We start from the raw sequence: 26,433 nt of genomic DNA on the forward strand, positions 1-26,433 counted from the left end.
CGGAAAGTGGATGTTTTTCTGCAAATCTTCGCGGGGGCGGCGTTCGCCAGGCTCTATAATTGCGTTTTCGCAAAGATGCCTCGGCAAGCCCCGGATAAATCGATCCCATCCACCCGTCCGCTCGACGAAAGAACAGGATCGAACAATGTTTAGTTACTTCAGCAAACCAAGGCCCAGCGGAGGAATCCCGCGCGGAATCGCCACCACCGGTCCCGTTCTCTTTTCCTATGGCTTCAGACCCTTCTTCCTCGGCGCCAGTCTCTGGGCGATCTTCGCCATGGCCGGATGGATTGCCGCCCTTACCACGGGTATCGACATTGCCGGCGAATATGGCCCTGCCCATTGGCACGCACACGAGATGCTCTTCGGGTTCTCATCCGCCGTACTCGCAGGCTTCCTTTTGACCGCTGTTCCGAACTGGACCGGCAGGCTGCCAGTTTCTGGCAGGCCGCTCGCCTACCTGTTCGCCCTGTGGGTTGCCGGGCGGCTGGCGCTGCTTGCAACCGATGTTATCGGATTGAAGTTCGCAGTGATCATCGAGGCCGCCTTCATGCCGGCGTTGCTCGCGATCTGCGCGCGCGAAATCATCGTCGGTCGGAAGTGGAAAGATCTGAAAATCGTCGGCGGTCTGGTTCTTCTTTCAGCCGCCAATGCGTGGTTCCATATCTCCGTCGTCCGTGAGCTCGACGTCGACGCGGCGGCACGGCTGGCGATCGGCGCTTATGTCATGCTGATCATGATTGTCGGCGGCAGAATTCTGCCAAGCTTCACCCGCAACTGGCTGAACAAGTTCGGCCGGACCGACTTTCCGGTTCCCTATAACCGCTTTGACACAGTGACGATTCTCGTCGGCGTCGCTGCTCTTGTCTGCTGGACCTTCGCGCCGCAACACATCGTCACGGCTACGGTAGCGTCCGCCGCCTCGTTGCTGCAGGCGGCCCGGCTTATCCGCTGGCGCGGGTGGACCACGTGGCCGGACAAGATCGTGTTCGTCCTGCACGCGGCCTATGCCTTCGTTCCACTCGGCTTTGCCGCCGTTGCGGCAGGCGCGGTCAGCGCTCTCGACGCGTACCCCGTCATGCATGTGATGACCGTTGGGGTCATAGCCTGCATGATGCTGGCCGTCATGACGCGCGCAAGCCGCGGACACACCGGACGGCCATTGGCTGCATCGAACCTCAGCTGCGCCTCTTACATCGCCATCATCGGCGCGGCGCTGGCGCGCCCCTTCGCCGAGATCCTGCCGGCGCACTATCATCACCTGCTCGCGCTATCGGGAGCACTCTGGATCACAGCCTTTGCGCTGTTCTGCATCGAATACGGTCCGATGCTGGTTCGCGCCCGGCGCGCGCCACGGGGTGCTGCCTAGCGCCCCGAGTAAGTTGGTTCTGCATAACCAAAAAAGAAGGTTGCCTCCGCTGCGGCAACCTTCCGACGAGGCCATGTACTCATAAAGACGCCGCCCCGCAGGATCGAAGCTTGTGCCTCCGACAGCGGACGTGAGGCGAACCTCTCGAAAATCGCTAGCGCAGCCAATAACCGGTCATTGGCTGCGCTGAAAAAAGCGATGGGGGCAGAAACACTTGCCACGGCGGCAGACGCAAGAAATCTAGCACTCATGCAGTGCCTGTGGTTCATTTCTTCGGTGACTTCCCAGCGGGGCGGGTGTCGGACCGTATGCAAAACATCCGGAACCCGCGGCGCGTGTTCAATCAACCCTCTCGAAGTCGCCTGGCTTCCAACTCTTGTCGAACCATGGCTCCAATGGAGCATACAGCCGCAACAGCGAATTCCAGCCCTTGCCGGGTATGGTTTGAACCCAGTTTCCCTCTTGTCCCGACGGAGCCTCTGGAGAGAACCAGACTGTCACCGAACCGTCCTCGTTCTTCTTGATGCCCGGCTGATTGCTGTCGATGCCTGCGAGCTTCTGGTCAGTCTCCAGCATTGATCTGGTCTGATTGTCATACACCGTGAACGACCAGAACTGTCCGACCGGAACGGGGGCAGGCAAGGTGATTTTGTATGTCTTGCTGCCGTCGAGATAGGTTCCGGTCGAGTCCCTGACCGCAAACGCGTAGGCTGAGCCGGTGCCGGGCTTCGCATCTGCCATCGCAGGTGTGATCCCCGTCGCCGCGTAGTGGAACATCGTGCGCGCGTCGAGCATGCGTTCGCCGTCGTTCAGGAACTGATAGCTGTTGCCGATGAAGCCATTGTTCCATTGACGGTCGGGGTAAAATTTCGCGCGTTCATCGCGGGGAGCAAAGACCATGGACCGGGCCGTCGCATTGCCGACCGCAACAGCCTCGGTGAGGATTGCCCTCATGCGGGTATCAGGCGCGAACGGCTTGCCCTTCTTTATGCCAATAGATGCGAACAGGCCGACAATTTCGGGATCGAATGCATCGCCCGGCTCGGTCTGGATGACGCTGTTCAGCTCCTCGTAGAAATGGAAGTCATTGGCATGGACCGTATTCATCTGCTTGCCTGAGATGTTGATAAAGGTGGTTTCCGGCGGCTCCTTGCCCGCCGACAGCCGATAGACACGCGCATGGTCCTTCACGCTCCTGACTGCCGCAGCGATGTCGAACCTGAACGGTGCTGTGGTTCAGATGATTGACAGCACAGTGCGCACCAGCACGCTACATGCCTGCAAGTTTACACGTCCACGACCTAATACCTGGCAGATGCCTCGCGCATCATTTCCGGGGTCCATGGCGGCTCGTAGGTCAGCCGCACTTCGGCATATTCGACGCCGGGAACGTACCAGACGCAGTTCTGCACGGCTTCCTTGAGAAAGGCCGTGGCGGGGCAGGCCTTTATCGTCGTGGTCATCGTTACGCGGACGATGCCGCCATCCTGGACAGCAATGTCGTAGATCAAACCGAGATCCACGACATTGGACCCCATTTCCGGATCGACAATCATCCGCAGGGCGCTGCGTATGCTTTCGACCAGCTCTTCGCGTTCAGTCGGCTGCATTTTCGTGCCCCTTGTGTCCACCGACGCGGATCAGGATGCGATAGGTCTCGCCCGCCGCGTCGAAGTTCCCGGCCCATTTGTGGCCGCGCATGGCAAGTTCGGGATAGAGAAACAACGGTTCACGCGCGAGAAGTGCGAAAAGCACCTCGCCGGCCTGCATCTTTTCCACCACGGCGAGGATGCGAACCATCGGCTCGGGCGGGTCCAGATCCGTCAGGTCGAGCTGGCGCGCGGGATCCGGCCAGGCGTCCAGATCCGTGTCGCCGGCGGAGACCCTGATCTCGTCGACCTGTTCCTCCGGCGTGAATAGAACCTCCCAGTCACCGTTGCCGAGCGGCTGGTCCTGGTGGGCAAAGCCGCGGCCGGCCATGACGCTGAAAAGCGGCACCGGCCTGAACGTTGCAATCAGTTTGAGCGGTTGTCCGGGTGCCAGACCGTCGACGGCGCGCATGATGGCCTGGAACGGATCGCTACCGCTTTTGAGAAGCGGCCGGACGTCGAGTTCGTAGGGGTCTTTGATCATGGTTGTCTCCGTGACTGAAACGATGGGAAGAAGAGATGCGGACGGGCGAAGCCGCCAGGAAGCTGAAGATTGCCGGGCACGTTGCTGAGCCTTCGTGTTGCCACGAATTCCCAAAGCAACGCATTGACCGCAATCAACTGGCCAAGGCTGCTCGCCCGAAACAGCAATGCGTTGTCGAAATAGAGCGCTGTCGAGGCAACGATCACGGTGAGATAGTAGAGGCGAAACCAGAACGCCGCACGCGTTTCGACGACCAGATCCTGAACGCGCGGCGTCGGCATGCGTCCAAGCAGCGCGCCGTAACATTCGAGCCAGGTGATGAAGGGAACGATCTTGTAGAGCTGTGCCAGCCCCATGCCCGTCAGCCAGCCAAAAGTGACGAGATAGACGAGCGGACCGACGCCTTCTTCGATGCGGCCGCTCAAGACCGAAGCTACAAGGAATACGGTCGCGACAATCAGCGCCACGAAAGCGCCGATGCCGGCGCGGCTGTTCAATTCGATGAGCTTGCGTTTGCGCTCGCGGTAGATCCGCACGATGTCCGCCATGTAAATTCCAATGGCGATCACACCGGCGAGCGCCGCACCGACGAGCAGGATCGTCCGCCCGTCCGAACCGGAAAGGATCATCGGCACAATGCAGACGATCATTCCGAGGGCAACAGCACCCAGCGCCCAGACGATCCTGCTGCTATGCCGTTCGCGGTCCGGCGACAGCATGAACATGGTCAAAAGACGGTAGCTGACCCCCATGGTCGTAAAACTCAGCCAGCCGCCCAGCCCCAACGTGGCATGGAGCGAAACACCTTCGAGCGTCAGATCGATCGCGGCCGGCGCATCGGCAAGTCCGGCAAGGACGAATGCGTAGATGCCACCGAGAATGAAGGTCATGACCAGCGAGCCAAGACCAACGGCGACAAACCGCGCGGGCAAGGGCAGCGGTCGCGCCTGCCAAAGCGTCGATGCAAAGATGATGATGAGCAGGCCGAAACCGGCGATCGTCACAGTCGCCCCGAACGGCAGAAGGAGCGGTGAAAGGCTGACGGCGCCTGCGAGGCTGGCAAAACCAAGCACCAGGCTGGTTATGCCGACAACCAGCAGCGCCAGAGCCGGAAAAGCCAGGTTGGGAAACGAAAGCGGCCGACCAACGAGAACAGGCACGAACTGCAGCAGTGCCCCCGCCATCAGCAGGCTGAGCCATCCGAGCGCAATGGTATGGACGAGCGCCAGCGTCTCAGGTGCCTCGATGGAGGAAACCGGATATCCGAAGCCGAGGACCATCATGATCTCGCTGGTGGCAAGAAAGATCAGCGCGGCCGCGAAATAGGACATCGTCCAGCGGGAAAGCGTGGCTCCGAACATCGCGGTTCATCCAGAAGAGTGCATTTCCAGGAAAAGTGCGAAGCGGTTTTCCGGCCGGAAATGCGTAAACACAAAGAGATAGAGCGTTCCTGCGGCTCTGCCTAAACTGGAAACGCCCTAACCGGGACACTCGTATCAGTGGCCGCTGCTGCTGCCGCAGCAGCAATCGCAGCCGGAGGCCTGTTGCCGGCCGATTTCGACCCGCCAGACATCCGGTCCCTTTTCGAGGTAATCCCAGGTGAATTCGCCGGGGTAGCGGCTTTCCAGCTGATAGTGCAGCGGACGCGGATCATGGTCGTTGACGATGATGAAGGAGCCGCCCTCGGCCAGCGCATTGAGCATGCCGAAGATCTTCGGATGGCGCTCCACCGGCGGGATGGTGCGCACGTCGATGAAGGGCTTGGTTTCTGTTTCTGCAGTGGTCATCTCAGTCCGTTCAGGGCGCCGTTGTTGCCTCGGTTTCCGGGAAACGCCGGCGCAAACGGCCCGGATTTGCAAAGGCTAATGCCGACGGCAACGCGACATTTTGTCGAAGCGCAAACAAATCCCGCTTTGCGCCTTCATGCTCGGTTACTTGGCATTTCGCAAAGAACGACGGGGGCACGAGGCCTAGAAACGGGTCGATTGTTTCGACAAGCCGATAGGAACCGCCATGCAGTCCACCGCCCTTTTGAAATATGCCGAGATGCGCTTGCCGCGTTACACCAGCTACCCGACCGCACCGCGCTTTTCCGCCGATGTCGATCGCAAGACCTACGCCGATTGGCTCGGCGCGGTTCCCGCGGATCGCGATGTGTCTCTTTATCTGCACATCCCCTTCTGTCGATCGATGTGCTGGTATTGCGGTTGCCACACCACGATTACCCGGCAGGACGAACCGATCCTCGATTACCTCAACGTGCTGAGGCAGGAGATCGGCATGGTGGCCGATCATGTGTCCGCGCCGCTGCCGATCGGCGAGGTCCATTTCGGCGGCGGGACGCCGACGATCATCGAGCCGGAAGAGTTCCTTTCCCTGATGGCCCTCCTGCGCGAACGCTACCTGTTTGGTCAAAAGACAGGCGTGGCTGTCGAAATCGATCCCCGACGCCTGACCGCAGCCATGGCGCAAGCGCTTGGCGAGGGGGGCGTTGGACGCGCCAGCCTCGGCGTGCAGAGCTTTGACCCGGTCGTCCAGAAGGCGATCAACCGCATTCAGACAGAACAGCAGACGGCGGATGCAGTGGCGCATCTTCGCAAAGCCGGTGTCACCGGAATCAATTTCGACCTGATCTATGGATTGCCGCACCAGACGGTTCGCTCCTGCGTCGAGACGGTCCAGGCGGCAGTGGCGATGCGGCCGGAGCGATTTGCCGTCTTCGGCTACGCGCATGTGCCGTCGTTCAAGAAACACCAGCGCATGATCGACGAGAACGTGCTGCCCGACGCTTCGGCGCGCACCGATCAGGCGCTCGCCATCAGCGAGGCGCTCTGTGAAGCGGGTTACCGCCAGATCGGGCTCGACCACTTCGCCCTGCCCGACGACGATCTCGTGCTCGCGCAATCCTCCGGCACGCTTCGGCGGAATTTTCAGGGCTATACTACGGACAATTGTGAAACGCTGATAGGCTTCGGCGCCTCGGCAATCGGCCGGTCACAAGCCGGCTACGTGCAGAACGAGGTTCCCCCAGGACTTTATGCAAGCCACATCGCGTCTGGACGGCTGGCAACGACCAAAGGCTATCGTTTGACCGATGAGGATCGCCTGCGTGCCGCGATCATCGAGAGACTGATGTGCGACTTCACGGTCGACATCAAGGCAATCGCCACCGCACACGGACGCGACCCGAAGGTCCTTCTCGGTGGCAATGCACGGCTGACGACGATGGCCAATGACGGCGTGCTGGATATCGCCGACGGCGTCATAACGGTAAGCCAGGATCATCGCTTCGTGATCCGCGCCGTGGCCGCAGCATTCGATGCCTATATCGACGACGCGCAACGCACGCACAGCAAGGCGGCCTGAACCTCGGTTGACCACAAACACGAAAAGGCCCGGTCGAGACCGGGCCTTTTCGTGTTGTACCTGACCGTTCTATCCCGCCAGGCTTCGGTAGATCGCCGGCAATGCCGCCGGCAGCCGGGTGATATTGCCGACCAGCGCATAACCGTTCTGGCCGAACATGGCAGGCACATAGGACCTCGCCTCGCGGTCGACGGTGACGGCAAAAGCGCTGATGCCGCTGCGGCGCGCTTCCATCACCGCCCTGCGGCTGTCCTCCAGCGCGAAGCGTCCCTCATAGTGATCGACGTCGTTCGGCTTGCCGTCGGTCAGGACCAAAAGCAGCTTCTTGCGGTTGGGCTGCCTCTGGAGCTCTGATGTGGCATGGCGGATAGCCGCACCGATGCGGGTGTAATATCCCGGCTTCAATGCGGCGATACGGGATTCGACCAGCGGGCCCATCGGCTCGTCGAAAGCTTTGACGCTTTCCACTTTCACCCAGTCGCGCCGCCGCGAGGTGAAAGTGAGGATCGAATGATTGTCGCCGCAGGCCGAAAGGCCATGGGCGAGAATGAGCAGCGCCTCCTTTTCGACGTCCAGCACCCGGCGATTGTCGGACCAGGCATCGGTTGAAAGCGAGACGTCGACCAGGATGGTGACGGCGAGGTCGTGAACCTGCGGGCGGCTCATCAGATGGATGCGATCGCTCCCCTGCCCGCCGGCCGCCAGATCGGTGCGAGCCCGCACCACGGCATCGAGATCGAGATCGGCGCCGTCGATCTGCGCGCGCAGGATCTCGTTGCGCGGACGCAGCACTTCGAACTGGCGCCGTACCCGCCGGATCAGGCTCCTGGTTTCCGGTGTGAGTTCAGCCCGGTCCTCCATGCCCGAGGCTGGGCTGGCCAGCACCCGGCAATGGTCTTTCAGATAGCTCGACGTCCTGTAGTTCCATTCGGGATAGGTCAGTTCTGATGTCAGCGGTGTCGGGTCGACGGCTTCCGGCGGCAGGTCGAGATCAAAGCGGAAACGCGCAGACGGGCGGCCCTTCCGCTCGCCGAGCGTCATCTCGTCAAGATCCTGTGCGGCCTTGTTGTCGTGTTCGTCGCTGTCGTCGGACGGCCGGTCGACATTGACCATCTCGGCCATCGCCAGAATTTTTTCGAAGCGGTTGAGGATGAAGGGGCTACGATCGCCCTTGCGGTTCTCCGGGTTTTCCCTGACGGCCACGTGCCGTTCGGTCTCGGCGATCTGGCTGGAGGCGGCACCTGTTGCCGCCACATCGTCATCGCGTTCGGTAATGGTCTCGGGTCGCAGCAAGGTATCGGGCCACAGCGGCACCGGCAGCAGCGGCAAATATCCCGGCGGCGCGCGATGCGGGAAGATTACCGGCAAAGTCGTATCCGGCTGTCCGGCCGCCTTGCGCAACAGCCGCAGGACACGGTTTTCGACATGCTGCTCTACCGACGGGAGTGAACCGCGCTGGCGCTCGACGAGAACGGCTTCAGCCAGGCGGCAGTATTTATGGCGCATGCCCGGAAATCGCTGAAAGACCTCCGCCACGGTTTCCTGCGCCCGCGACAGATACGTAAGGTCGGCCTGTAACGGGTCGGCCTCATCACGCGGGGCAAGCGGCATGGTCGCCATATAGGCGACCAGCCAGAGATAGAGGTCAATGTTGAGTTTCCGGTCGGGAAAGATGTCGATCTCGCCCGGCAGCATCAACGAGGCGTGATCCCGGCCAGGCTGAACGAGCTTTTCCTCGCCGAGACCCATTTTCTGTCGCCACTTCAGACGGTGGCCAGAGGTGCGGCCGCGTGCGGGAACGATCTGGACCGCGGTCTCGCCGCCGTGTCCCCGAAAGCTGATCGCCAGCATCGGCATCATGTCGGCCAGTTTGACAGCCTGTTCGGGATAACGTCGCCAGGTGCCGGTGTTGCCAATGAACCGGTGCCAGGCGCGCCCGACGGTTTCTTCGAGTTCTAGGAAATCCAGCATGGGCCTGTCCTCAGGCGATCAAGGAGGCGGCGACTTCGAGAAGGGCTGCCCGCACGTCCGGCTCGTCGGTCAGCGGCTCGATCATCGCAGCGCGCACCGCGTCCCTGATCGGCATTCCGGCATCGATCAGGCAGGCGCAATAGACAAGCAGCCGCGTCGAGACGCCCTCCTCGAGATCATGCCCTTTGAGTGCGCGCAGGCGCTGAGCGAGGTTGACGAGTGGCGCGACCTGGCTTGCGGCCAGTCCGCTCTCGCGCGAGACCACTTCGATCTCCTGGTTGCGTGGCAGGAAATCGAACTCGATCGCGACGAAGCGCTGTCGGGTGCTCGGCTTCAGGCTCTTGAGCAGGTTCTGGTAGCCGGGATTGTAGGAGACGACCAGCATGAACGCTGAAGGCGCTTCGAGCAGCTCGCCGGTCCGCTCCAGCGGCAACATGCGGCGGTCGTCTGTCAGCGGATGCAGCACGACGGTGACATCCTTGCGTGCCTCGACGATCTCGTCGAGGTAGCAGATCCCGCCTTCACGCACGGCGCGCGTCAGGGGGCCATCGACCCAGATCGTATCTCCGCCCTTCAACAGGTAGCGTCCGGTCAGATCCGCTGCGGCCAGATCGTCATGGCAGGAGACGGTGGAAAGCGGCAGGCCGAGCTTTGCTGCCATATGGCTGACGAAACGCGTCTTGCCGCAACCGGTCGGCCCCTTGAGCAGAAGCGGCAATTGCCGGACCCAGGCATTCTCGAACAGCGCGCATTCATTGCCGGAGGGGCTATAGGCCGGAATGTCGATCGATACCGGTACCAGGCTTGGTTGAACAATGCTCATGGCATGACTCCGTAAAAAAGGAGGAAGGAGATTGGCCGGTCCGGGTAACCCGGACCGGCACGTTCATTCATTCTGCGGGCTGCATCGATGCGCTCAGCGTCTTGCTGCGTTCCCGGCCGGGGACGAGGATTGCCCAGACGAACATCAGTGCCGAGATCAGCACGAAGACGCCGGAGCCAAGGCGGATCCAGTAGAACAGCGCGAGCTGGTCCTGGACGTCCATGTAGCTTTCACCGAGCACGCGCTGCAGATGGGCCTGCAGCACACCGGCGAAGGTGAGCGCGAAGGTCATCACGGACATGGCCGTGCACATGATCCAGAAGCTGACCATCGAAAGCATCTGGTTATAGGGCGCCCGCCCGCGGATTTCGGGGATCGCATAGGCCATGACCGCAAGGTTGAGCATGACATAGGCACCGAAGAAGGCGAGGTGCCCGTGAGCGGCGGTCACCTGTGTGCCGTGGGTGTAGTAGTTCACCGACGACAGCGTGTGCAGGAAGCCCCAGACGCCGGCGCCGAAGAAGGCCATCACCGAGCAGCCGATCGACCACAGCAGCGCTGCCCTGTTCGGATGCTTGCGACCGGCCTTCCAGGTCATCACGAAGGTGAAGATCACCATGGTGAAGAACGGTGCGACCTCGAGCGTCGAGAACAGCGAACCGATCCACTGCCAGTAGCCCGGCGCGCCGATCCAGTAGTAGTGGTGGCCAGTGCCGAGGATGCCTGAAAACAGTGCCAGGCCGACGATGACATAGAGCCACTTTTCGACGACTTCCCGGTCGATGCCGTTGAGCTTGATCATCAGGAAGGCGAGCACCGAAGCCATGATCAGTTCCCAGACGCCTTCGACCCAGAGATGAACCACGTACCACCAGTACATCTTGTCGAGCGCGAGATTGATCGGATTGTAGAAGGCAAAGAGGAAGAAGATCGCCACACCCCAGAGCCCGAAGATCAGGATGTTGGTGACGGTCGTCTTGCGGCCCTTAAGGACCGTCAGCGTGATGTTATAGAGGAACATCAGAGCGACGATGACGATGCCGACCTTGATCGCGAAGGGTTGTTCGAGAAACTCTCGGCCTTCGTGGATGTGCAGGAGATAGCCGACGACGGCAATCGCAGCCGCGATCAGGAAGATCCAGAACTGCGCGATTGCGATCTTCGTGCTGTAAAGCTCGGTCTCCGCCTCTTCCGGCAGGAGATAATAGGTGGCCCCCATGAAGCCCATCAGCAGCCAGACGATGAGCGCGTTGGTGTGCACCATGCGAACGATGTTGAAAGGCAACAGTTCGGACAAGGTATTGGGAAGGACGTAGATGGTGCCGGCAAGGACGCCGAACAGCACCTGGGCGAGGAACAGGCCGATTGCTCCGTAGAAGTAGAGCATTGCGACCTTCTGGGTCTGGTATTTCATGATTTCACACTCCAATCGCAACGCTTAGCCGGCCTCGTTCGGCGGCCAGTTCTGGGTCTTGATGCGGCTCGTCCACTCCAGGAAATCGGCGAGGTCGTTGAGTTCCTGTTCGGTCAGGTTGAACTGCGGCATCTGGCGGCGCCCTTCGATGCCGCTCGGCTGGGCCGCCATCCAGGCCTTCATCGTCTCGCGCGCACCTTCCGGATCGGTCTCGCCGCCCCAGCGTTTCCAGACATTGCCGAGCTCGGGCGCGAAATAGGCGCCTTCACCGAGAAGCGTGTGGCAGTTGATACAGGCGTTCTTTTCCCAGACGTGCTTGCCGCGGGCGACGGCGTCCGTCAGGGTCGACTCATCGGTCGAAACAGTCCGCATGTAGTAGTGACTGTGGGCGGTAAGCCCGACAAAGATTGCAAAAAAGAAAAAGGACCCGCCGTAAAAGACGTTTCGGGCCCCGGTCTTGGTGAGGCGTTCTGCCATCACGTCATCCTTTCGACTTCGGCCGGCCGCAAACACCGTGGCCGGCTTATCTGATCCCCTCCCCGCTTGGCGCCGCGACGTGCGGCACCGACGAACTGTCGGGGCGCGACCCATGTCTAGGGATTTCCGAAGGGCCTTCTTTGCGTTTTGGCAAACAAGACAGAGAGTGGTTTCAAGCGGATAGCACCACGTCCATCGCAAGCTTGGCCAGGGCCAGAAGCGCAAGCATCATCGGCCAGGCCAAGAGGCCAAACCGCAGGCCAGCCGGCGCCTGACCAAGGCCCATGAAATCGAGGGCAACAAGCCGGCATTTGATCACCGCCAGCACCAGCAGGGCCGCGATCACGAAAGCCGTGCCGCCGCAAATCGTCATGATGGCCATGCCCGAAAGCACGATCGCGATCAGCACGGCAAAGGTATTGCGAAGTCGGCGCGCATTGTGATGGGTCATGGCGTCACGCGAGATAGATGATCGGGAACATCACGATCCAGACAAGGTCGATGACGTGCCAGAGCGTGGTGATCAGAGCGATGTTTCCCGGGCTTGGGCGCCAGGCGACCAACAGCAGAATCACGCTGCCGAAGGCGACATGCAGCAGGTGGAAGCCAGTGATGAGGAAATAGAGCTCGAAGAAGGCGCCGAACTTCGGCAACCCGGCGACGGCGACTTCGGTCGAATATTCGAACAGCTTGATGGCCACGAAGGCGAAACCGAAGAGCGCGGCAAGAACGAGCGCGCGCCGGCGCGTCGGCGTCGAAGCTGCCGGACGCGTCGCCAGAGCCGCCTGCCAGCCGCTGGTCAGAAGAACGAGCGTATTGATACCTGCGAGCAACGGGTTGAGATGTGAACGGGCGGCGGCAAACGCGTCCGCCTGGATGACACCGACCACGAGAAAACCTACGAGCAGGATGCCGAAGGCGGCCAACTCGCTCCACACCAGCACCCAAAGCAGAAGGTCATCCGCGGATGCGTTCTCGTCTGCGTCTTGAACCGGGAGTGCCCGTCCGTCCATGCGCCAACTCCTTTGCCGGAACCGGCCGACACCTAGGCAGGCGGGGATGACCTGTCTTTGCGATTACGCAAAGAGGCCTGGCAACTGGGCTGATAGCAGCAGGATCATTCCAGGAGTTTTTCGATGACAGATGCTCAAATCGGCCTTTCCGTCGCAACCCCGATCATTGTCGGGTTCGCCATCCTTCTCTATCGCATGGGGGTCCTGCAGCGTGCGGCAACGCTGTCGGCTATCCTGTTTTCCGTCGCGATCGCCGTCGTGCTCTTCCTCGACCCGTCGCAATAGCCATGTCGCGGATGTCTCCTCACCAGGCGGTCACCATCCAGTTTGCGAAATGTCAAAGATCGCCCTTTCGATTGCGCCTAGACGTTTGAGGGATGACAAATCTCGCTGACGGAGCTGCCCATGCCCGGACGGACTGCCTTGGAAGAAGGCTATCAGAGCCTACTCGGATTGTGTGATCGCCTCGAGGCGATTGCCGACTCCCTGCCGCGCCGCATCGATGCGGCCGCTTGCAGCGAGATTGCAGAGAAGTTGCCATCGACGCTGCTGGCCGTGCACAGGCTTGAGGATCAGATCCTGTTTCCAGCCATCATGGCGGCAAGAAGCCCCAACGACGGACAGAGGCTGATCGAGCGTTTGCGCGACGAGCACCGGCATGACGGAAAACTGGCCGAGCAAGTCGCCCGCGTCCTCCATGAACTGCTTCACGCGCGCTGCCCGCACAGCTGGGAGGCGATCGGCTACATGCTGCGCGCCTTTTTCGAAACCGTCCGGCGCCATATCGCGACAGAACGGTTGCTCCTTGCTGAGAGGATCTGAGGCCCAGTGATGTACAATTTTCTCGCGGCATTCGCAGTTTTCCTTGCCCTTCATATGGTGCCGGCATTGCCGACGCTGCGTCAGCGGCTGATCACACTATTGGGGCGGCGGACCTATTTCACCGTCTATTCGCTGCTGTCGATCGTCGCGCTCATCTGGGTTTTTCAGGCAGCGCTTGCGCTCGATTTCATCCCGCTCTGGGAGCCGGCCCCGTGGCAGGCGTGGACGACATTCGTCCTCGCGCCACTCGGGCTCTTCCTCGTTCTCGCCGGCCTGTTCAGTGAGAACCCGTTGTCGATCTCCATTTACCAGAGCAACGCCCGGAAGGGAGCGATCGTCAGCGTCACACGTCACCCGGTGCTTTGTGGCTTCCTTCTGTGGGCTCTTGGCCATGTCGTCGCCAATGGCGATCTGCGCTCCCTAGTGCTCTTCGGCGGCTTCGCGCTGTTTGCGCTCGGCGGTTTCCTCATGGTGGAAAAGCGTGTGCGGCGCCGCCTGGCGGACAATTGGTCGATTGCCCAGCAAGGCACCTCGATTTGGCCCTTTGTCGCGATATTGAAAGGTCAGGCGTGCCTGCGTCTCGATCCGGTGATGATCCTGTCAGCCTTCGCGACCGCGGCGATCACGTTCTGGCTGCTCGCCGGTGGCCACTACGTTATGTTCGGGGCAGATCCGCTGTTGCAGGCGTTGCCTTTCGACTGAACCTCCCCCTGCCAGGCGGTCGCAAGCGGGCCGATCGGCAGCGCGAGGAGATCGATCGCCCTTGCGGCGAGATGATCGATGATTGCCTCGACGCTATCAGGCCGATTGTAGAACGCCGGCACCGGCGGCATGACGATCGCTCCCATCTCGGTCACCGCACACATGTTGCGCAAGTGGCCGAGATGCAGCGGCGTTTCGCGCGCCATCAGCACCAGACGACGGCGTTCCTTCAGGTGCACGTCCGCGGCGCGAACGATGAGATTGTCGGCAAGCCCGTTGGCGATCGCAGCAAGCGTGCGCATCGAACAGGGCGCGACGATCATGCCGGCGGTCGGAAACGACCCGCTGGCGATCGCAGCGCCGATATCGTCATGCTCATAGGTCCGGTCCGTCTTCTCCAGCAACCGCAACAGCGCATGTCCGCCAACCTCATGGGCAAGTGTGCGATGGGCCGACGGCGATAGCACCAGATGCATCTCCACTTCCTCGATCTGTGCAAGCCGCTCGGCAATGCGCAACGGTATGGCAGCGCCCGACGCACCGGTGATGCCGACGACAATTCGGTGCCTGCTCATGATGCTTTCCTTTCAAGCCCAAGATCGGCCCAGATGGCATCCACCTGGCGGACGACATCCGGCGTCATGTCGAGCACTCGCCCCCATTCCCGATCGGTCTCGGAACCGATCTTGGTGGTGGCATCCAGCCCGAGCTTGCCGCCGAGACCGGAGCGCGGCGACGCAAAATCGAGATAGTCGATCGGGGTGTCGGCAATGATGGTGACATCGCGGCTGGCATCGAAGCGGGTCGCCAGCGCCCACATGACGTCGGGCCAGTGGCGGACATTGATATCCGGATCGACCGCGATGATCAGCTTGGTGTAGCTGAACTGCGGCAGCATCGACCACAGACCCATCATCAGGCGTTTCGCCTGTCCGGGATAACGCTTGTCGATCGCGACCACCATGGCGCGATACGAACAGGCTTCCGGCGGCAGCCAGAGATCGGTGATCTCGGGGAACTGCTTCTTGGCGAGCGGAATGAACAATGTGTTCATCGCCTCGCCGAGCCGCGAAGGCTCGTCTGGCGGGCGGCCGGTGTAGGTGGAGAGGTAATAGGGGGCACGGCGCGTGGTGATGGCAGAAAGCGTCATGACCGGAAACGGCTCGACCGAATTGTAGTAGCCGGTATGGTCACCATAGGGGCCCTCGTCGGCGGTCTCGGTTGCCGACACCGTTCCCTCAAGCACGATCTCGGCATTTGCCGGCACGGCCAGCGGCACCGATGTGGCGGCGACTAATTGCGTTCGGCTGCGCCGCAGCAATCCGGCAAAGTTGAGCTCGCTCAGCCCCTCCGGCAGCGGCATGACCGAAGCGAGGATCGTCGCAGGATCGGCGCCGATTGCTACGGCAACCGGCATGTCGCGCCCCTGGCGCTGCCACAGGCGATGGTGTCGCGCGCCGCCGCGATGGGCAAGCCAGCGCAGGATCACTCGATCCCGGCCAAGCACCTGCATACGATAGATGCCGACATTGACATCACGCGGATCGTCCGGTGCGCGGGTGATCACCAGTGGCCAGGTGATCAGCGGTGCGGGTTCGCCCGGCCAGCACCATTGGATCGGCAATCGAGCAAGGTCGATGTCCGTACCGCGCCAGACGATGTCTTGGCACGGTGCTGATGTCACATGTTTCGGCCGCATGAAGAGCGCCGAGCGCAACAGCGGCAGCCGGTCCCAGGCGTCGCGCAGCGACCCCGGCGCCCGCGGGTCCCGCAGCTCTGCCAGGTCTCGCGCAAGCGCGGTCAGTCCGCCGTTCTGCAGGCCGAAACCACGTTCGATCCGACGCTCGGTGCCAAAGAGATTGGCCAAGAGCGGGATGTTGTGGATGCGTCCAGACGCATCGACCGGCCGCTCGAAGAGCAAAGCCGGGCCATGATCCGCCAGAATGCGCCGGTGGATCTCCGTCACCTCGTGCACCAGCGACACGGGACGGGAGATACGCTTCAGCTCCCCCTCACGCTCCAGTGCGCAGGCAAAATCCTGAAGCGAGACGAAACCCTTGGCGGGACGGAAGCTCTTGTTCATACCGCCTCTTACGGGCGGCAAATGCCCGATGTCTTTGACGTGGGACAAACAGCGGCGGCGACGCGCCGACTAGCATGCGGCCATTCTTTGCTCCGTTTTCATGCAGGCAGCCCATGACCTTACCCTTTGCGATGACCGCGCCGCTCCGGATCGTGCCAATCCCCCTCTTAGAACACGCCGCGCGGCTCGTCTTTGCCCAGGTCGTCGAGCAGCATCCGGATCTTTTTGACCGGCTCGGGGAGCACGCCGGCAAACGCTATGCGTTCATCCCGACGGACCTTCCGGTAAGCTTTCTGGTCGAGCCGGCCGCCCGGCGCATCTCTGTTCACCGCGCTGCCCATCTGCCGGCCGCTGACGCCTGCATGGGCGGCAAGTTCGTGCTGCTTCTGGCGTTGCTCGAGGGCCAGATCGACGGCGATGCCGTGTTCTTTTCCAGAAGCCTGACGATAACGGGCGACATGGAAGCCATGTTGGCGCTGCGCAACGCGCTCGACGACTGCAATATCGACCTGCCCGCAGATATCGCCCGCATGAGCGGGCCGTTCGCGCCTTTGGTTCTGCGCGCGGCATCTGAGATCAGGACACGCGCATTGTCCGGGGAGGCAGCCAGATGGAACTGATCTGTCCGGCAGGCACGCCGGCTGCCTTTCGCGAGGCCGTCGATGCCGGTGCCGATGCGGTCTATTGCGGCTTTCGCGACGAGACCAATGCACGCAACTTTCCCGGCCTGAACTTTTCGCGCGACGAGCTGAAGACGGCGATCGCCTATGCGCGCCGGCACAAGGTGATGACCTTCGTTGCCATCAACACCTTCATGCGGGCTGGCCACGAAAAGCTCTGGCATGACGCCGTCGACGATGCCGTGCGTCTGGGGGCCGATGCCGTGATCCTCGCCGACTTCGGATTGATGGCCTACACCGCCGAGCGCCACCCTCAGCAGCGGCTACACGTCTCGGTCCAGGCTTCCGCCTCCAACGCCGATGCCGTCAAATTCCTGGTCGAAACCTTCGGAGCGAAGCGCGTCGTGCTTCCGCGTATTCTGACCATTCCGGATATTGCCCGCCTTGCACGGCAGATCAGCTGCGAGATCGAGGTCTTTGTTTTCGGCGGGCTTTGCGTGATGGCAGAAGGCCGCTGCTCGCTGTCGTCCTATGCCACTGGCAAATCGCCCAACATGAACGGAGTCTGCTCGCCGGCAAGCCACGTTCGTTACCGCGAGGATGGCAGCGAACTGGTGTCGGAGCTGGGCGACTACACCATCAACCGATTTCCGGCCGGCGAGGCTGCCGGCTATCCGACGCTCTGCAAGGGACGTTTCGACATTGCCGAGGAGCGTGGCTACGCCTTCGAGGATCCGGTTTCTCTCGATGTCATGGATCATATCGATGCCTTGCGCGATGCCGGCGTCGGCGCACTGAAGATCGAGGGTCGCCAGCGCGGCAAGGCCTATGTCGCCGAGGTTGTTTCAATCATGCGCCGCGCCGTCGCTGCCGATGCGGCCGAAAGGCCCGCCTTGTTGTCACGACTTAGGCGGCTCAGCGAAGGACAGAAGACGACGTCGGGCGCCTATGAAAAGCGGTGGAGGTAACGACATGTCCGCAACAACCCACCCCTCGCTCAGCCTCGGCCCGGTGCTTTACCTCTGGGACGGACCCAAATGGCGCGACTTCTATTTCCGTATCGCCGACGAAGCCCCGGTTGATCATGTCACCCTCGGCGAGGCGGTCTGCTCGAAGCGCCTGCATTTCATCGAGCCGCATGTCGCGGAAGTAATCGAACGGCTGGAAGGCGCCGGCAAGAAGGTCAGCCTTGCCTCGCTTGCACTCGTCACCCTGGAGCGCGAGAGCCAACTCGTGCGCGGTCTGGTGCGCGACAGCATCCACCCGATCGAGGCCAACGATCTGTCCGCGCTCGGGCTCCTTGCCGGCAAACCGCATTCGATCGGACCTCTGATCAACGTCTACAACGGTGCCACCGCGAGACTGCTGGCGTCACGCGGTGCGACCAGCATCTGCCTGCCGCCGGAGTTGCCCATGGCATCAGTGCGCGACATCGTTCGCGATGCGCCTGATGTCGAATTTGAAATCTTCGGCTTTGGCCGCGTGCCGCTGGCAATCTCGGCGCGCTGCGCCCACGCCCGCTCCAAGGGGCTGGTCAAGGACAACTGCCAGTTCATCTGCGGCGAAGACAGCGACGGCCTCATTGTCGAGACGCTCGATCGCCAGCCGTTCCTCACGCTCAATGGGGTCCAGACCCTGTCGCACACCTGCCAGAGCCTGTTGCAGGAGCTTGCCGAACTGGCGGCCGTCGGCGTCAGCCGAATCCGGCTGTCGCCGCAGGACTGCGACATGGTGACGGTCGCCCGTATCTATGAGGACGTTGCAACCGGGCGGATCTCGGCCACAGAGGGGCTCGAACGGCTGGCTATCGCCTATCCCGGCGTGCCGTTGTCGAACGGCTTTCACCATGGCCGATCCGGCGCGTCGTGGATCTCAGCCCCGACCGCCTCACCCTAGGGAGACGCGCATTGGCAGCTGCGTTGATCCACGCGGCCATGGTGCCGACACACGATGCCAACATCGCTGACTTCGTCGGCAGCATCCGCGTCTGATCGATCACGCCACGCTCGTTTGAATTTGCCGGAAGAAAATCGATCAATTGCTCCAGCAGGTCGTGAGGCTTCCTCCGACCGACTGCCTGAGCGAGCCGGTTGACGATCGGCATGCTCAGGCTGATTGGTCGTGGGCTCGGCGCAACCGATTACTCTCCCGATCCCGTTTCTATCCGCTTCTCGGCGGGCGCTGCGGTCTCGTCGCTCAAGCCGTTCTTGAAGCTGCGAATGCCCTTGGCGACGTCGCCCATCAACTCCGGGATCTTGCCGCGCCCGAACAACAGCAACACGACTGCCAGCACGATCACCCAATGCCAGACACTAAAAGATCCCATATCGTTGTTTCCCTGATCCAATGAACCGTTACAATGCCGCGCGGCGATGGCGCCGCTGGCGACAATCGGGAAGCTAGCGGGCCATGAGGCACCGGTCTTTGTCAGGTCGCAAACATTCAAAGCGCGCGGCGCTCGTTCACCAGTCAGTCCGATCTGGTGGTCATTGGCGCTAAACCGCTACCAGAGATTGCCGGCCCGGTGGCATCCTTGTGTCGCCGACGGCGCATCCCGACGAGAAGCGAGCCAAGGCACTGCGCGCAATCGCCGGACTGTTCGACGCGGGGCAACTTCGGACGGATGTCGGCACTGTCCAACCGCTCAAGGAGGCACGGGCTGAGCATTGGTCGGCGCGCGCCCAAGTGAAGAATCAGGATAACCAGTCGTCCATCGGCTGCGCTTCGCCAGTCGCCGACTGCACTTCATCCAGAGCATAGGCATGAATATAGTCGATCTGCATTTCCGCTCCGTCGCCGAAGTCTGCGTTCGGTTCCCCCGCTGCCCCTCCCACCGCCAGATTGACCACCATGTACATGGGGTCGTGCATGTCCGCGGGCGTATCGGCACGCGCCACGGCGACGTCGTCGTAATACCAAACGATTTCATCCTCTTCCCATAGCACGCCGTAGGTGTGAAACCCTTCGGTACTGGCGACCTTGACTGCGGTCGTCTCGCTTGTCTGTTCGCCGGTCTCGTTGCTGTGAACGGTTACGTTGACAATGTTCGGTTGCTGCCCCCGCATCTCGACAACATCGAGTTCGGGGGGCCAGGAGCCATCTGCCGGCAACAGCCAGAACGCCGGCCAAGTGCCGGTTTCGGTCGGCATGTCCGCTCTGATTTCGAAATAGCCGTAGGTCTGCGCAAAGGTCGAGTACGTCGTCAGCATTCCGGACGTGTATTCGTACCCATCGATCTCTGATTCCAGTGCATCCGGCGTCGGCTCTGCCTTAATCGTCAGCACGCCATCTTCGACCGAAAATGGATTGATGGCAGCGGTCTCCGCATGGTCAGGATTGATGTACCACTGCAGTTCGCCGTTGCTGGCCAAGGTTCCGCCTTTTTCAGGCGCCCACCAGAACTTTGCATCCCATACGCCCTGATCGCCATCATGAAGGGAGAGGCTGTCAAACTCGTCGGCAAAACTCAGCGCAAGGTTTGAGCGATCGAGACTAAGCTGAAATTGCTCCGGCGCGAGATCGGCCACGGTCGTGTCAGCAAACAGCAAGCTCTCGCCGTCGCCGAGGTTCAGCCTCAAATCCGTGCCTTCCTGTGTCGCAAGGCTGGTGACCTGCTGGAAGCTTGTGAGATCGTAACCATTCAGCCGGACCGTATCGGAACTGTCGAAGTCGGCAATCAGATCGCCGCCGCCACCTCGGCCGACGACGAAGATGTCCGCGCCGCTGCCGCCGACCAGAATGTCGTTGCCGCCGCCGCCGTCGATCGTCTGGCTACCGGAAGCCCCCGAGATAATATTGTCGGCGTTGTTGCCGAAAGCATGCCGGCCGCTGCCGGTGACGGTCAGGTTTTCGAAATTCTCAGGCAAGGTATAGCTCATCCAGGTGTTGATGGTATCAACACCAGCTCCAGCCGTCTCCATGGCACGGTTGATGCCCGAATAGAGGTAGTAAATGTCGTCACCCTTCCCGCCCGCCATGGTGACATCGACGGAGCCATCGCCCCAGATCGAGTCGTTTGCCTCAGTGCCGTAAAGCACAGGCCCCGATCCCGTCGCAGAGAACCACGCAGTCGATGCTCCACTGTAAAAAAGCGGGGTGCCTACGGCGTTGACGATCGATTTTGGCATATGGTCAGCTCCTTCGTTTCCTCCCGAAGGCAAGCTAACATCGCTCGGCAGACGGTGGCACCGCCTGCATTTATGGGTTTTTGATGTGAATTGCGGCGCTGGAAAACGCAGGTGATCGGGATGATCTCAACGCTTTGCCGCAGTAAATGACACGACCCAGGTCACATCGCTGCAAACAGAATTTTGTCGCGTATTGAAAGGCTTAGAGGGAAATCCTGCCACATCCTCAGAGATCTTGCATGAACGCAAAGGTGTGTTCCGGCGTTCATGTGTGGATGCTCCCGGTTACGCAAGTAGGCTTCGAAGCATGCTGCCGAAATTGTCCGATTCGGAACCGCACGTGGCGCCTTGGATGCTCGGCAACGGCGACGGCGCCATCCGAAAAGCGGCACCGAAGCACCGGTTCGGGTGTGCTGGAGAACGAATTTCCGTTCGTGACGATCGCAAGCAACTCGTATCGTTGCCGCCGCCTACTGCATATTTTTATTCTTAAATCGCCTTCGATTTAAGGATAAAAACATGCAGCAATTCAAAGTCCTACAGCGATCTTTGCACGTCTAATAAGAACGCGCGGTGGGCGGCCGCGCGTAGACGATCTTGTCGCCTCGCTAAACAGCTGGTCGCGAAACTACCTTGGACGATGAGGCACTTGACCGCTCCGGAAACTCATTCACGTCGATATGGATGCGTTCTGGGCCTCAGTCGAAGAGCAAGACAATCCGGGACTGCGTCGCAAACCTGCGGCCGCCTGCTTTAAAGCAGCAGAAAACACGTCAGGTGCGATACCATCGGCGCGCAAAACCTGCCTGATAAGCGGATCTCTCAAAACCTCGGATATGGTCATGTCTGTCGCCATCACGTTTCTCCTCCACAGATCCGCGGATGAAATTTACCTCATCGGCGTCAGCTCGAATGTTCCACTGGTAACAGGAGAGAGCGGGACAACGTCGCGATCTAAATGGCGTACCACTCCGGCGTGACGCGCGCTTGGATCCACAGGTCGATCCGCCCCATCGGCAGAGTGCAGCCCTTGCCGACTGCCGCGACCGCTCATTGGGCAAGACAATCGAACGTCCGGCGCAATGTTCTGGTTCAAGTGGAAGATGTTCTCCGGGTCGTAGACGCGTTTGATCTTCTGAAGTCTCGAATAGGTTTCAGCGCCGAGAGCATTGCGAACCAGGTTGTCACCCTCGCCGAGCCCGGGAAAATTCAGGTAGAGGCGACCCGTGGAATGTGGCTGCATGTCCTGCCATGCATTGCGAACCCAACTGATGTTCGCGTCATCATCTGACGGATCGGACCAGATCGCATCAAGGCTCAACATGTAAGGTATGTTGCGATCGCCGAAGGCAGTGGCATCGGAAGCAACGCGCTGCATGGCTCCGCCAAATTTCCAGATCGACGCGTAGGTCATCTCGGAGGGTCGTTTAATCAGGCGCTCGATGATCGCGCCGATGACATCGTCACCAAGGCCCGAAAGGTAGGTCGATTTCCAGTAGCAGCGGTCACGCCCCTTGGGGAACAATGCGTCATAAATGGACTGGAGCTCGCGATAGGGCATCTGACCACTGAAATCGAGCAACGGCTCACCAAGAGCGCGCAACGGCTGCATGACGCGCTCCCCTTTTTCAGCGGGACCGTCATAAACAGTGGCAAGCGTTATCACTCGCCTGCCCCATGTCTGTTCCGGATAGGCCTGATCACTCGGTATGGTGGAGAATTCGGCGAGACCACTGACTTCGTCAGGGGCTGAAGCCATATGGTCGCGCCACTGTGGGATGACGTCGACGGCGTGCTCTTCCGGATAGGCAGGCGCGCAGAACATCACCGGATCGGCGATTTCGTGAAGACGAAGCTCGAAGTTCACGACGATGCCAAAATTCCCGCCGCCGCCCTTTAGCGCCCAAAGCAAGTCGATATTCTCGACTTCGCTGGCGCGGATGAGCCTGCCATCACCGGTGACCACATCGGCAGCAATGAGATTGTCGCAGCTCAGGCCATGGGTGCCGCGCAACCAGCCAATGCCGCCCGAAAGAGTGAGCCCGGCCACGCCTGTCATCGAAATCAGTCCGCCCGGCGTGGCCCGCCGAAAAGGCGTGGTCGCCGCATCGACATCGCCCCATGTCGCCCCGCCTTCGATCAGCACACGGTCGAGCCCAGGCGCGATGTGGACGGCATTCATGGGCGACATATCGATCATCAGACCATCATCGCAAACGGCGTAGCCGGCGACATTGTGCCCGCCGCTGCGAACGGCGATGGTGAGCCGATGCGTCCGCGCATGGTTTACCGCTGCGATGACGTCGGCAGCATTGCGGCATCTGGCAATCAAGGCAGGCCGCCGATCGATCAGCCCGTTCCAAACCACTCGAGCAGCGTCATAAGCCGAAGTTCCGGGCTCGAGCAGCTCGCCACGCAGTACACTGCGGAGCACATCATGGGACATGTCGAGACCTCCTCTTGGCTGAAAGAGCCTAGTCGCGTTCGACGCTTGGTACTAAAGTCGAAAATGCTGGAAGGCGGTCATTTCTGCCATGCTTGATCAGGACAGCCCTATCAATGTAGCACTTCTCGCGGTGCCCGAAGTCACGGCCTCCGCCTTGTTCGGCATGTTCGATCTGTTTTCATCTCCCGGCCGCGACTGGCCGTTCATCGTCAAGGGTGAAGCGGGACAACAGCGCATGCGCCCCTATGTCGTTGCCCGTTCACACAGTGGTTTTCGCGCCGCCAACGGCATTTGGGTCAAACCAGACTTCGCATTCGGCGACTGCCCTCCACCGCAGATCGTGTGCATTCCGGATTTTTTCATCAATCCGGGCGACAGCGTCGCAGGGCTGTATGAGCCTGAAGCAAGATGGCTAAGGCGAACGCATGAGGATGGCGCGTTGCTGGCCAGTGCCTGTTCCGGTGCCGTCCTGCTCGGCGAGGCGGGACTGCTCATCAATTGCGAAGCGACGATCCACTGGGGCTATGTCACGACCCTTTCCAACAATTACCCTGGTGTCAGGGTGCGCCTGGATCGGTCACTGGTCCTGAGTGGTGAGGCGCAGCGCATCGTTATGGCGGGGGGCGGGTCAAGCTGGCAGGATCTCGCTCTCTACCTCATTGCGCGGTTCGTCGGCCTCAAGGAGGCGATGGAAGTGGCCAAGGTCTACATGCTGCAATGGCATGACCTGGGGCAGCAGCCATTTGCGTCACTCATGAGCCTCCGCCAGACGGTCGACGCGGTGATCAACTCCTGCCAAAAGTGGCTCGCGCTGAACTACAAGACCCGCGCGCCCGTCGCCGCAATGGTGGCTCTTTCCGGGCTGTCGGAACGCTCGTTCATCCGCCGCTTCACCAAAGCGACAGGTATGACGCCGCTGGCCTACGCACACGCGCTTCGTATCGAAGAAGCAAAGCAGATGCTGGAAACAACCGACCTGACGATCGAGGCGATCGCCAACGAAACAGGCTATGAGGACGCAAGCTTCTTCAGCCGCCTGTTCCACCGTGAAACGGGCCTGACCGCCGCGCATTATCGCCTCAGATTTGGCTCGCTGCGCCAAGCCTTGAAACATACCTGATTGGAGCCGCGTTTCGGCACAGCCGGCGACGATCGCCGATATCGATCTCGACCGAGAGGAACCGAAGGTGCCTTCGGTTCGCATATTTACCTATTGCCAGTTTCGGGCGAATACTTGCCTGCTGATAGGCACTACACCGGAGATCGGCAGAATAATGGATCGCATTGATGCAATGAAAGTGTTCGTGACCGCGATCGACGAGGGCAGCCTCGCAGGTGCTGCCCGTCGGCTGAAGCGCTCCCCGACGGCGGTCAGTCGCGCGCTGAGCTTCCTGGAAGCGCATGTGGGTGCCGAACTGCTGCATCGCACGACCCGCACACTCAAGCTCAGCGAGGCCGGCCAACGCTACGCGACTGCCTGTCGGCGGGTGCTGATCGATCTCGAGGAGGCCGACATGCTCGCCGGCGGTGAGCGTGCGGCTCCGCGTGGAACGCTGACCATTTCCGTGCCGCCGATCATAGGGGACGAGGTTATGCGTCCGATCCTGGATGATTTCCTCGACGTCCACCCGGCTGTTTCTGCCCGGCTGCTGCTGCTCGATCGGTTCGTCAACCTGGTGGACGAAGGCGTCGACATTGCGTTGCGTATTGGCCATCTGGCGGATTCGTCACATATTTCCACGCGATTGGGCGGTGATGTCAGGCGCGTGGTGGTCGCTTCTCCCCGCTATCTCGCCAATCATCCCGTCATCGAGGTGCCAGCCGACCTCACAAAGCACCAGATCATCGCCTTTACCAATTTCGGTCTCGATTCCTGGAACTTCACACCGGCAGAAGACTCGACCATTCCGCGGACGGTTCACTTCACGCCGAGATTGATCGTCAACAGCGTTCGGGCCGCCGCTGCTTCGGCCGTCGCGGGTAGAGGCGTAGCCAGGCTCTATTCCTATCATGTCGCTGAACATGTCAAAGACGGGCGACTGAAGATCGTCCTCGCCGACGCCGAGCACCCACCCCTGCCCGTTCATTTGCTCGCACCCCAGGGGCGCATGTCCGTGCCCAAGGTTCGAGCCTTTGTCGATTTCGCCACGCCACGTCTGCGCTCCGAATTTGCCCGACTGGCTGCAGAAGCAGGTACGCTCCCTTGATTATGCCGATATTCGAATGACTGACGTCCAACTTCTGACCATTCTCCCGATCTCAGGATAGATCTAAATCAATAGCACCAACGCCGAGGGCGTCGGGCGGGCGTCGATCAGACGGTCGCTGCCATTGAGAAAGGATCACATCATGAATACCGAACAGAAGGTCGTCATTATCACCGGCGCGTCACAAGGCATCGGCGCCGCCCTGGTTCGCGCCTACCGTGACCGAAACTTTCGCGTCATAGCCAGTTCCAGGTCGATCGCGGCCACGGCCGACCCGGACATTCTCGCCGTGCCCGGCGACATCAGCAGGCCGGAGACCGCCGAACGGATCGTCCGCGAAGGTATGGAGCGCTTCGGTCGCATCGACTCGCTGGTGAACAACGCCGGCGTGTTTCTTGCCAAGCCGTTCATTGAAATGACCCAGGAAGACTATGATCACAACCTCGGGGTCAATGTCGCCGGATTCTTCCACATTACCCAGCGTGCCGCGGCCGAAATGTTGAAGCAGGGCTCGGGCCACATTGTCAGCATCACCACAAGCCTGGTCAATCAGCCGATCGTCGGCCTGCCTTCAGCGCTTGCTTCCCTGACCAAGGGTGGGCTGAACGCGGTCACCCAGTCGCTTGCCATGGAATTCTCGAAGAGCGGGGTTCGCGTCAACGCGGTATCTCCAGGGGTTATCAAGACCCCCATGCACGCGCCCGAGACACACGCGGCCCTCTCTGCGCTGCATCCGGTTGGCCGGATGGGCGAAATCCGCGATATCGTCGACGCCGTACTCTATCTGGAGAACGCGAGCTTCGTCACCGGCGAGATCCTCCATGTCGATGGCGGCCAGAACGCCGGGCGCTGGTAACCTC

27 protein-coding genes and 1 pseudogene are annotated in these 26,433 nt (G+C 61.0%); 12 read left to right on the top strand and 16 right to left on the bottom strand.

The features are described from left to right. Window positions 1–145: 145 nt before the first annotated feature. Window positions 146–1,369, top strand: a complete 1,224-nt coding sequence (locus ASD02_RS22340) for an NnrS family protein (protein WP_057217023.1) — start codon at window positions 146–148, stop codon at window positions 1,367–1,369. Between the two features lie 339 nt (window positions 1,370–1,708). Here the strand turns inward: ASD02_RS22340 and ASD02_RS22345 are convergent, their stop codons facing one another. From ASD02_RS22345 to ASD02_RS22365, 5 genes are all read right to left on the bottom strand, one after another. Beyond that, window positions 1,709–2,560, bottom strand: coding sequence for a DUF1214 domain-containing protein (locus tag ASD02_RS22345; RefSeq protein WP_244494261.1), 852 nt, complete (start codon window positions 2,558–2,560; stop codon window positions 1,709–1,711). A 110-nt stretch (window positions 2,561–2,670) separates the two neighbouring features. Next, window positions 2,671–2,979 carry a metal-sulfur cluster assembly factor gene (locus ASD02_RS22350; RefSeq protein WP_025430202.1) on the bottom strand — a complete coding sequence of 103 codons (309 nt, stop codon included), beginning with the start codon at window positions 2,977–2,979 and terminating at the stop codon, window positions 2,671–2,673. Beyond that, window positions 2,966–3,502 carry a DUF2249 domain-containing protein gene (locus ASD02_RS22355; RefSeq protein WP_057220038.1) on the bottom strand — a complete coding sequence of 179 codons (537 nt, stop codon included), beginning with the start codon at window positions 3,500–3,502 and terminating at the stop codon, window positions 2,966–2,968. Before ASD02_RS22355 ends, ASD02_RS22350 begins: the two co-directional genes overlap by 14 nt. Beyond that, window positions 3,499–4,863 (bottom strand): hypothetical protein, encoded by a 1,365-nt coding sequence (locus ASD02_RS22360; protein ID WP_057217020.1) that lies wholly within the window; start codon window positions 4,861–4,863, stop codon window positions 3,499–3,501. The genes ASD02_RS22355 and ASD02_RS22360 overlap by 4 nt, the downstream gene beginning before the upstream one ends. A gap of 135 nt (window positions 4,864–4,998) precedes the next feature. Continuing rightward, window positions 4,999–5,289, bottom strand: coding sequence for a DUF2249 domain-containing protein (locus ASD02_RS22365; protein WP_057220039.1), 291 nt, complete (start codon window positions 5,287–5,289; stop codon window positions 4,999–5,001). A 226-nt stretch (window positions 5,290–5,515) separates the two neighbouring features. Here ASD02_RS22365 and hemN point away from each other — a divergent pair, with 226 nt between their 5' ends. After that, complete coding sequence (gene hemN, locus ASD02_RS22370; protein ID WP_057220040.1) at window positions 5,516–6,868, top strand: oxygen-independent coproporphyrinogen III oxidase; 1,353 nt, start codon at window positions 5,516–5,518, stop codon at window positions 6,866–6,868. 69 nt (window positions 6,869–6,937) lie between these two features. On the opposite strand, the gene ASD02_RS22375 is transcribed toward hemN, so the two are convergent. The 6 genes from ASD02_RS22375 to ASD02_RS22400 all read right to left on the bottom strand — a co-directional run bounded on the left by ASD02_RS22375 (window position 6,938) and on the right by ASD02_RS22400 (window position 12,566). Beyond that, the gene (locus tag ASD02_RS22375; protein WP_057217016.1) at window positions 6,938–8,839 is read right to left on the bottom strand and encodes a nitric oxide reductase activation protein NorD; all 1,902 of its coding nucleotides are present in this window, start codon (window positions 8,837–8,839) and stop codon (window positions 6,938–6,940) included. A 10-nt stretch (window positions 8,840–8,849) separates the two neighbouring features. After that, window positions 8,850–9,662: a CbbQ/NirQ/NorQ/GpvN family protein gene (locus tag ASD02_RS22380; protein ID WP_025430208.1), complete on the bottom strand. Its 813-nt coding sequence runs from the start codon at window positions 9,660–9,662 to the stop codon at window positions 8,850–8,852. A gap of 67 nt (window positions 9,663–9,729) precedes the next feature. Next, entirely contained in the window at window positions 9,730–11,076 is a 1,347-nt protein-coding gene (locus ASD02_RS22385; protein WP_025430209.1) for a nitric-oxide reductase large subunit, read from the bottom strand. 24 nt (window positions 11,077–11,100) lie between these two features. Beyond that, window positions 11,101–11,553, bottom strand: coding sequence for a cytochrome c (locus tag ASD02_RS22390; RefSeq protein ID WP_025430210.1), 453 nt, complete (start codon window positions 11,551–11,553; stop codon window positions 11,101–11,103). Window positions 11,554–11,725: 172 nt separating this feature from the next. After that, on the bottom strand, window positions 11,726–12,004 hold the full coding sequence (locus ASD02_RS22395) for a cytochrome C oxidase subunit IV family protein (RefSeq protein ID WP_057217014.1): 279 nt from the start codon (window positions 12,002–12,004) through the stop codon (window positions 11,726–11,728). 4 nt (window positions 12,005–12,008) lie between these two features. Then, complete coding sequence (locus ASD02_RS22400) at window positions 12,009–12,566, bottom strand: cytochrome c oxidase subunit 3 (RefSeq protein WP_025430212.1); 558 nt, start codon at window positions 12,564–12,566, stop codon at window positions 12,009–12,011. 123 nt (window positions 12,567–12,689) lie between these two features. Here ASD02_RS22400 and ASD02_RS39245 point away from each other — a divergent pair, with 123 nt between their 5' ends. The 3 genes from ASD02_RS39245 to ASD02_RS22410 all read left to right on the top strand — a co-directional run bounded on the left by ASD02_RS39245 (window position 12,690) and on the right by ASD02_RS22410 (window position 14,090). After that, complete coding sequence (locus ASD02_RS39245; protein WP_164474911.1) at window positions 12,690–12,851, top strand: hypothetical protein; 162 nt, start codon at window positions 12,690–12,692, stop codon at window positions 12,849–12,851. 120 nt (window positions 12,852–12,971) lie between these two features. Beyond that, window positions 12,972–13,388, top strand: coding sequence for a hemerythrin domain-containing protein (locus tag ASD02_RS22405; RefSeq protein ID WP_057247457.1), 417 nt, complete (start codon window positions 12,972–12,974; stop codon window positions 13,386–13,388). A gap of 9 nt (window positions 13,389–13,397) precedes the next feature. After that, window positions 13,398–14,090: an NnrU family protein gene (locus tag ASD02_RS22410; protein ID WP_057220042.1), complete on the top strand. Its 693-nt coding sequence runs from the start codon at window positions 13,398–13,400 to the stop codon at window positions 14,088–14,090. Here the strand turns inward: ASD02_RS22410 and ASD02_RS22415 are convergent. Together ASD02_RS22415 and ASD02_RS22420 are read right to left on the bottom strand one after the other, a co-directional pair. After that, window positions 14,039–14,665, bottom strand: coding sequence for a UbiX family flavin prenyltransferase (locus ASD02_RS22415; protein WP_057220043.1), 627 nt, complete (start codon window positions 14,663–14,665; stop codon window positions 14,039–14,041). The two genes, ASD02_RS22410 and ASD02_RS22415, sit on opposite strands and share 52 nt — an antisense overlap. After that, a complete protein-coding gene (locus tag ASD02_RS22420) occupies window positions 14,662–16,173 on the bottom strand; it encodes a UbiD family decarboxylase (protein ID WP_057217006.1) in 1,512 nt (503 codons plus the stop codon). The genes ASD02_RS22415 and ASD02_RS22420 overlap by 4 nt, the downstream gene beginning before the upstream one ends. 113 nt (window positions 16,174–16,286) lie before the next feature. On the opposite strand from ASD02_RS22420, the gene ASD02_RS22425 reads away from it, so the two are divergent. From ASD02_RS22425 to ASD02_RS22435, 3 genes are read left to right on the top strand one after another with little or no spacing between them, the layout of a single operon-like run. Continuing rightward, window positions 16,287–16,793, top strand: coding sequence for an SCP2 sterol-binding domain-containing protein (locus ASD02_RS22425; RefSeq protein ID WP_057220044.1), 507 nt, complete (start codon window positions 16,287–16,289; stop codon window positions 16,791–16,793). Then, window positions 16,784–17,761 (top strand): peptidase U32 family protein, encoded by a 978-nt coding sequence (locus tag ASD02_RS22430; protein WP_057217002.1) that lies wholly within the window; start codon window positions 16,784–16,786, stop codon window positions 17,759–17,761. The genes ASD02_RS22425 and ASD02_RS22430 overlap by 10 nt, the downstream gene beginning before the upstream one ends. A 4-nt stretch (window positions 17,762–17,765) precedes the next feature. Next, window positions 17,766–18,689, top strand: a complete 924-nt coding sequence (locus ASD02_RS22435; protein ID WP_057220045.1) for a U32 family peptidase — start codon at window positions 17,766–17,768, stop codon at window positions 18,687–18,689. 244 nt (window positions 18,690–18,933) lie between these two features. Here ASD02_RS22435 and ASD02_RS22440 read toward each other — a convergent pair whose 3' ends face one another. Continuing rightward, a complete protein-coding gene (locus tag ASD02_RS22440) occupies window positions 18,934–19,119 on the bottom strand; it encodes a twin-arginine translocase TatA/TatE family subunit (protein WP_025430220.1) in 186 nt (61 codons plus the stop codon). 367 nt (window positions 19,120–19,486) lie between these two features. Next, on the bottom strand, window positions 19,487–20,920 hold the full coding sequence (locus ASD02_RS22445; protein WP_057220046.1) for a family 16 glycosylhydrolase: 1,434 nt from the start codon (window positions 20,918–20,920) through the stop codon (window positions 19,487–19,489). Between the two features lie 680 nt (window positions 20,921–21,600). On the opposite strand from ASD02_RS22445, the pseudogene ASD02_RS39900 reads away from it, so the two are divergent. Then, window positions 21,601–21,666, top strand: a pseudogene (locus ASD02_RS39900) (DNA polymerase IV); the annotation flags it as partial. A gap of 143 nt (window positions 21,667–21,809) precedes the next feature. Here the strand turns inward: ASD02_RS39900 and ASD02_RS22455 are convergent. Next, entirely contained in the window at window positions 21,810–23,366 is a 1,557-nt protein-coding gene (locus ASD02_RS22455; RefSeq protein WP_057220048.1) for an FAD-binding oxidoreductase, read from the bottom strand. A gap of 88 nt (window positions 23,367–23,454) precedes the next feature. Here ASD02_RS22455 and ASD02_RS22460 point away from each other — a divergent pair, with 88 nt between their 5' ends. The 3 genes from ASD02_RS22460 (at window position 23,455) to ASD02_RS22470 (ending at window position 26,429) form a co-directional block, all read left to right on the top strand. Continuing rightward, a complete protein-coding gene (locus ASD02_RS22460) occupies window positions 23,455–24,486 on the top strand; it encodes a helix-turn-helix domain-containing protein (RefSeq protein ID WP_057207207.1) in 1,032 nt (343 codons plus the stop codon). Between the two features lie 154 nt (window positions 24,487–24,640). Then, window positions 24,641–25,573: a LysR family transcriptional regulator gene (locus ASD02_RS22465; protein WP_057207206.1), complete on the top strand. Its 933-nt coding sequence runs from the start codon at window positions 24,641–24,643 to the stop codon at window positions 25,571–25,573. A 142-nt stretch (window positions 25,574–25,715) separates the two neighbouring features. Next, window positions 25,716–26,429, top strand: coding sequence for an SDR family oxidoreductase (locus tag ASD02_RS22470; RefSeq protein ID WP_057207205.1), 714 nt, complete (start codon window positions 25,716–25,718; stop codon window positions 26,427–26,429). Window positions 26,430–26,433 lie beyond the last annotated feature (4 nt).

Source organism: Ensifer sp. Root1252 (assembly GCF_001425885.1).
In the GTDB taxonomy this organism is placed as follows: Bacteria; Pseudomonadota; Alphaproteobacteria; order Rhizobiales; family Rhizobiaceae; genus Ensifer; species Ensifer canadensis.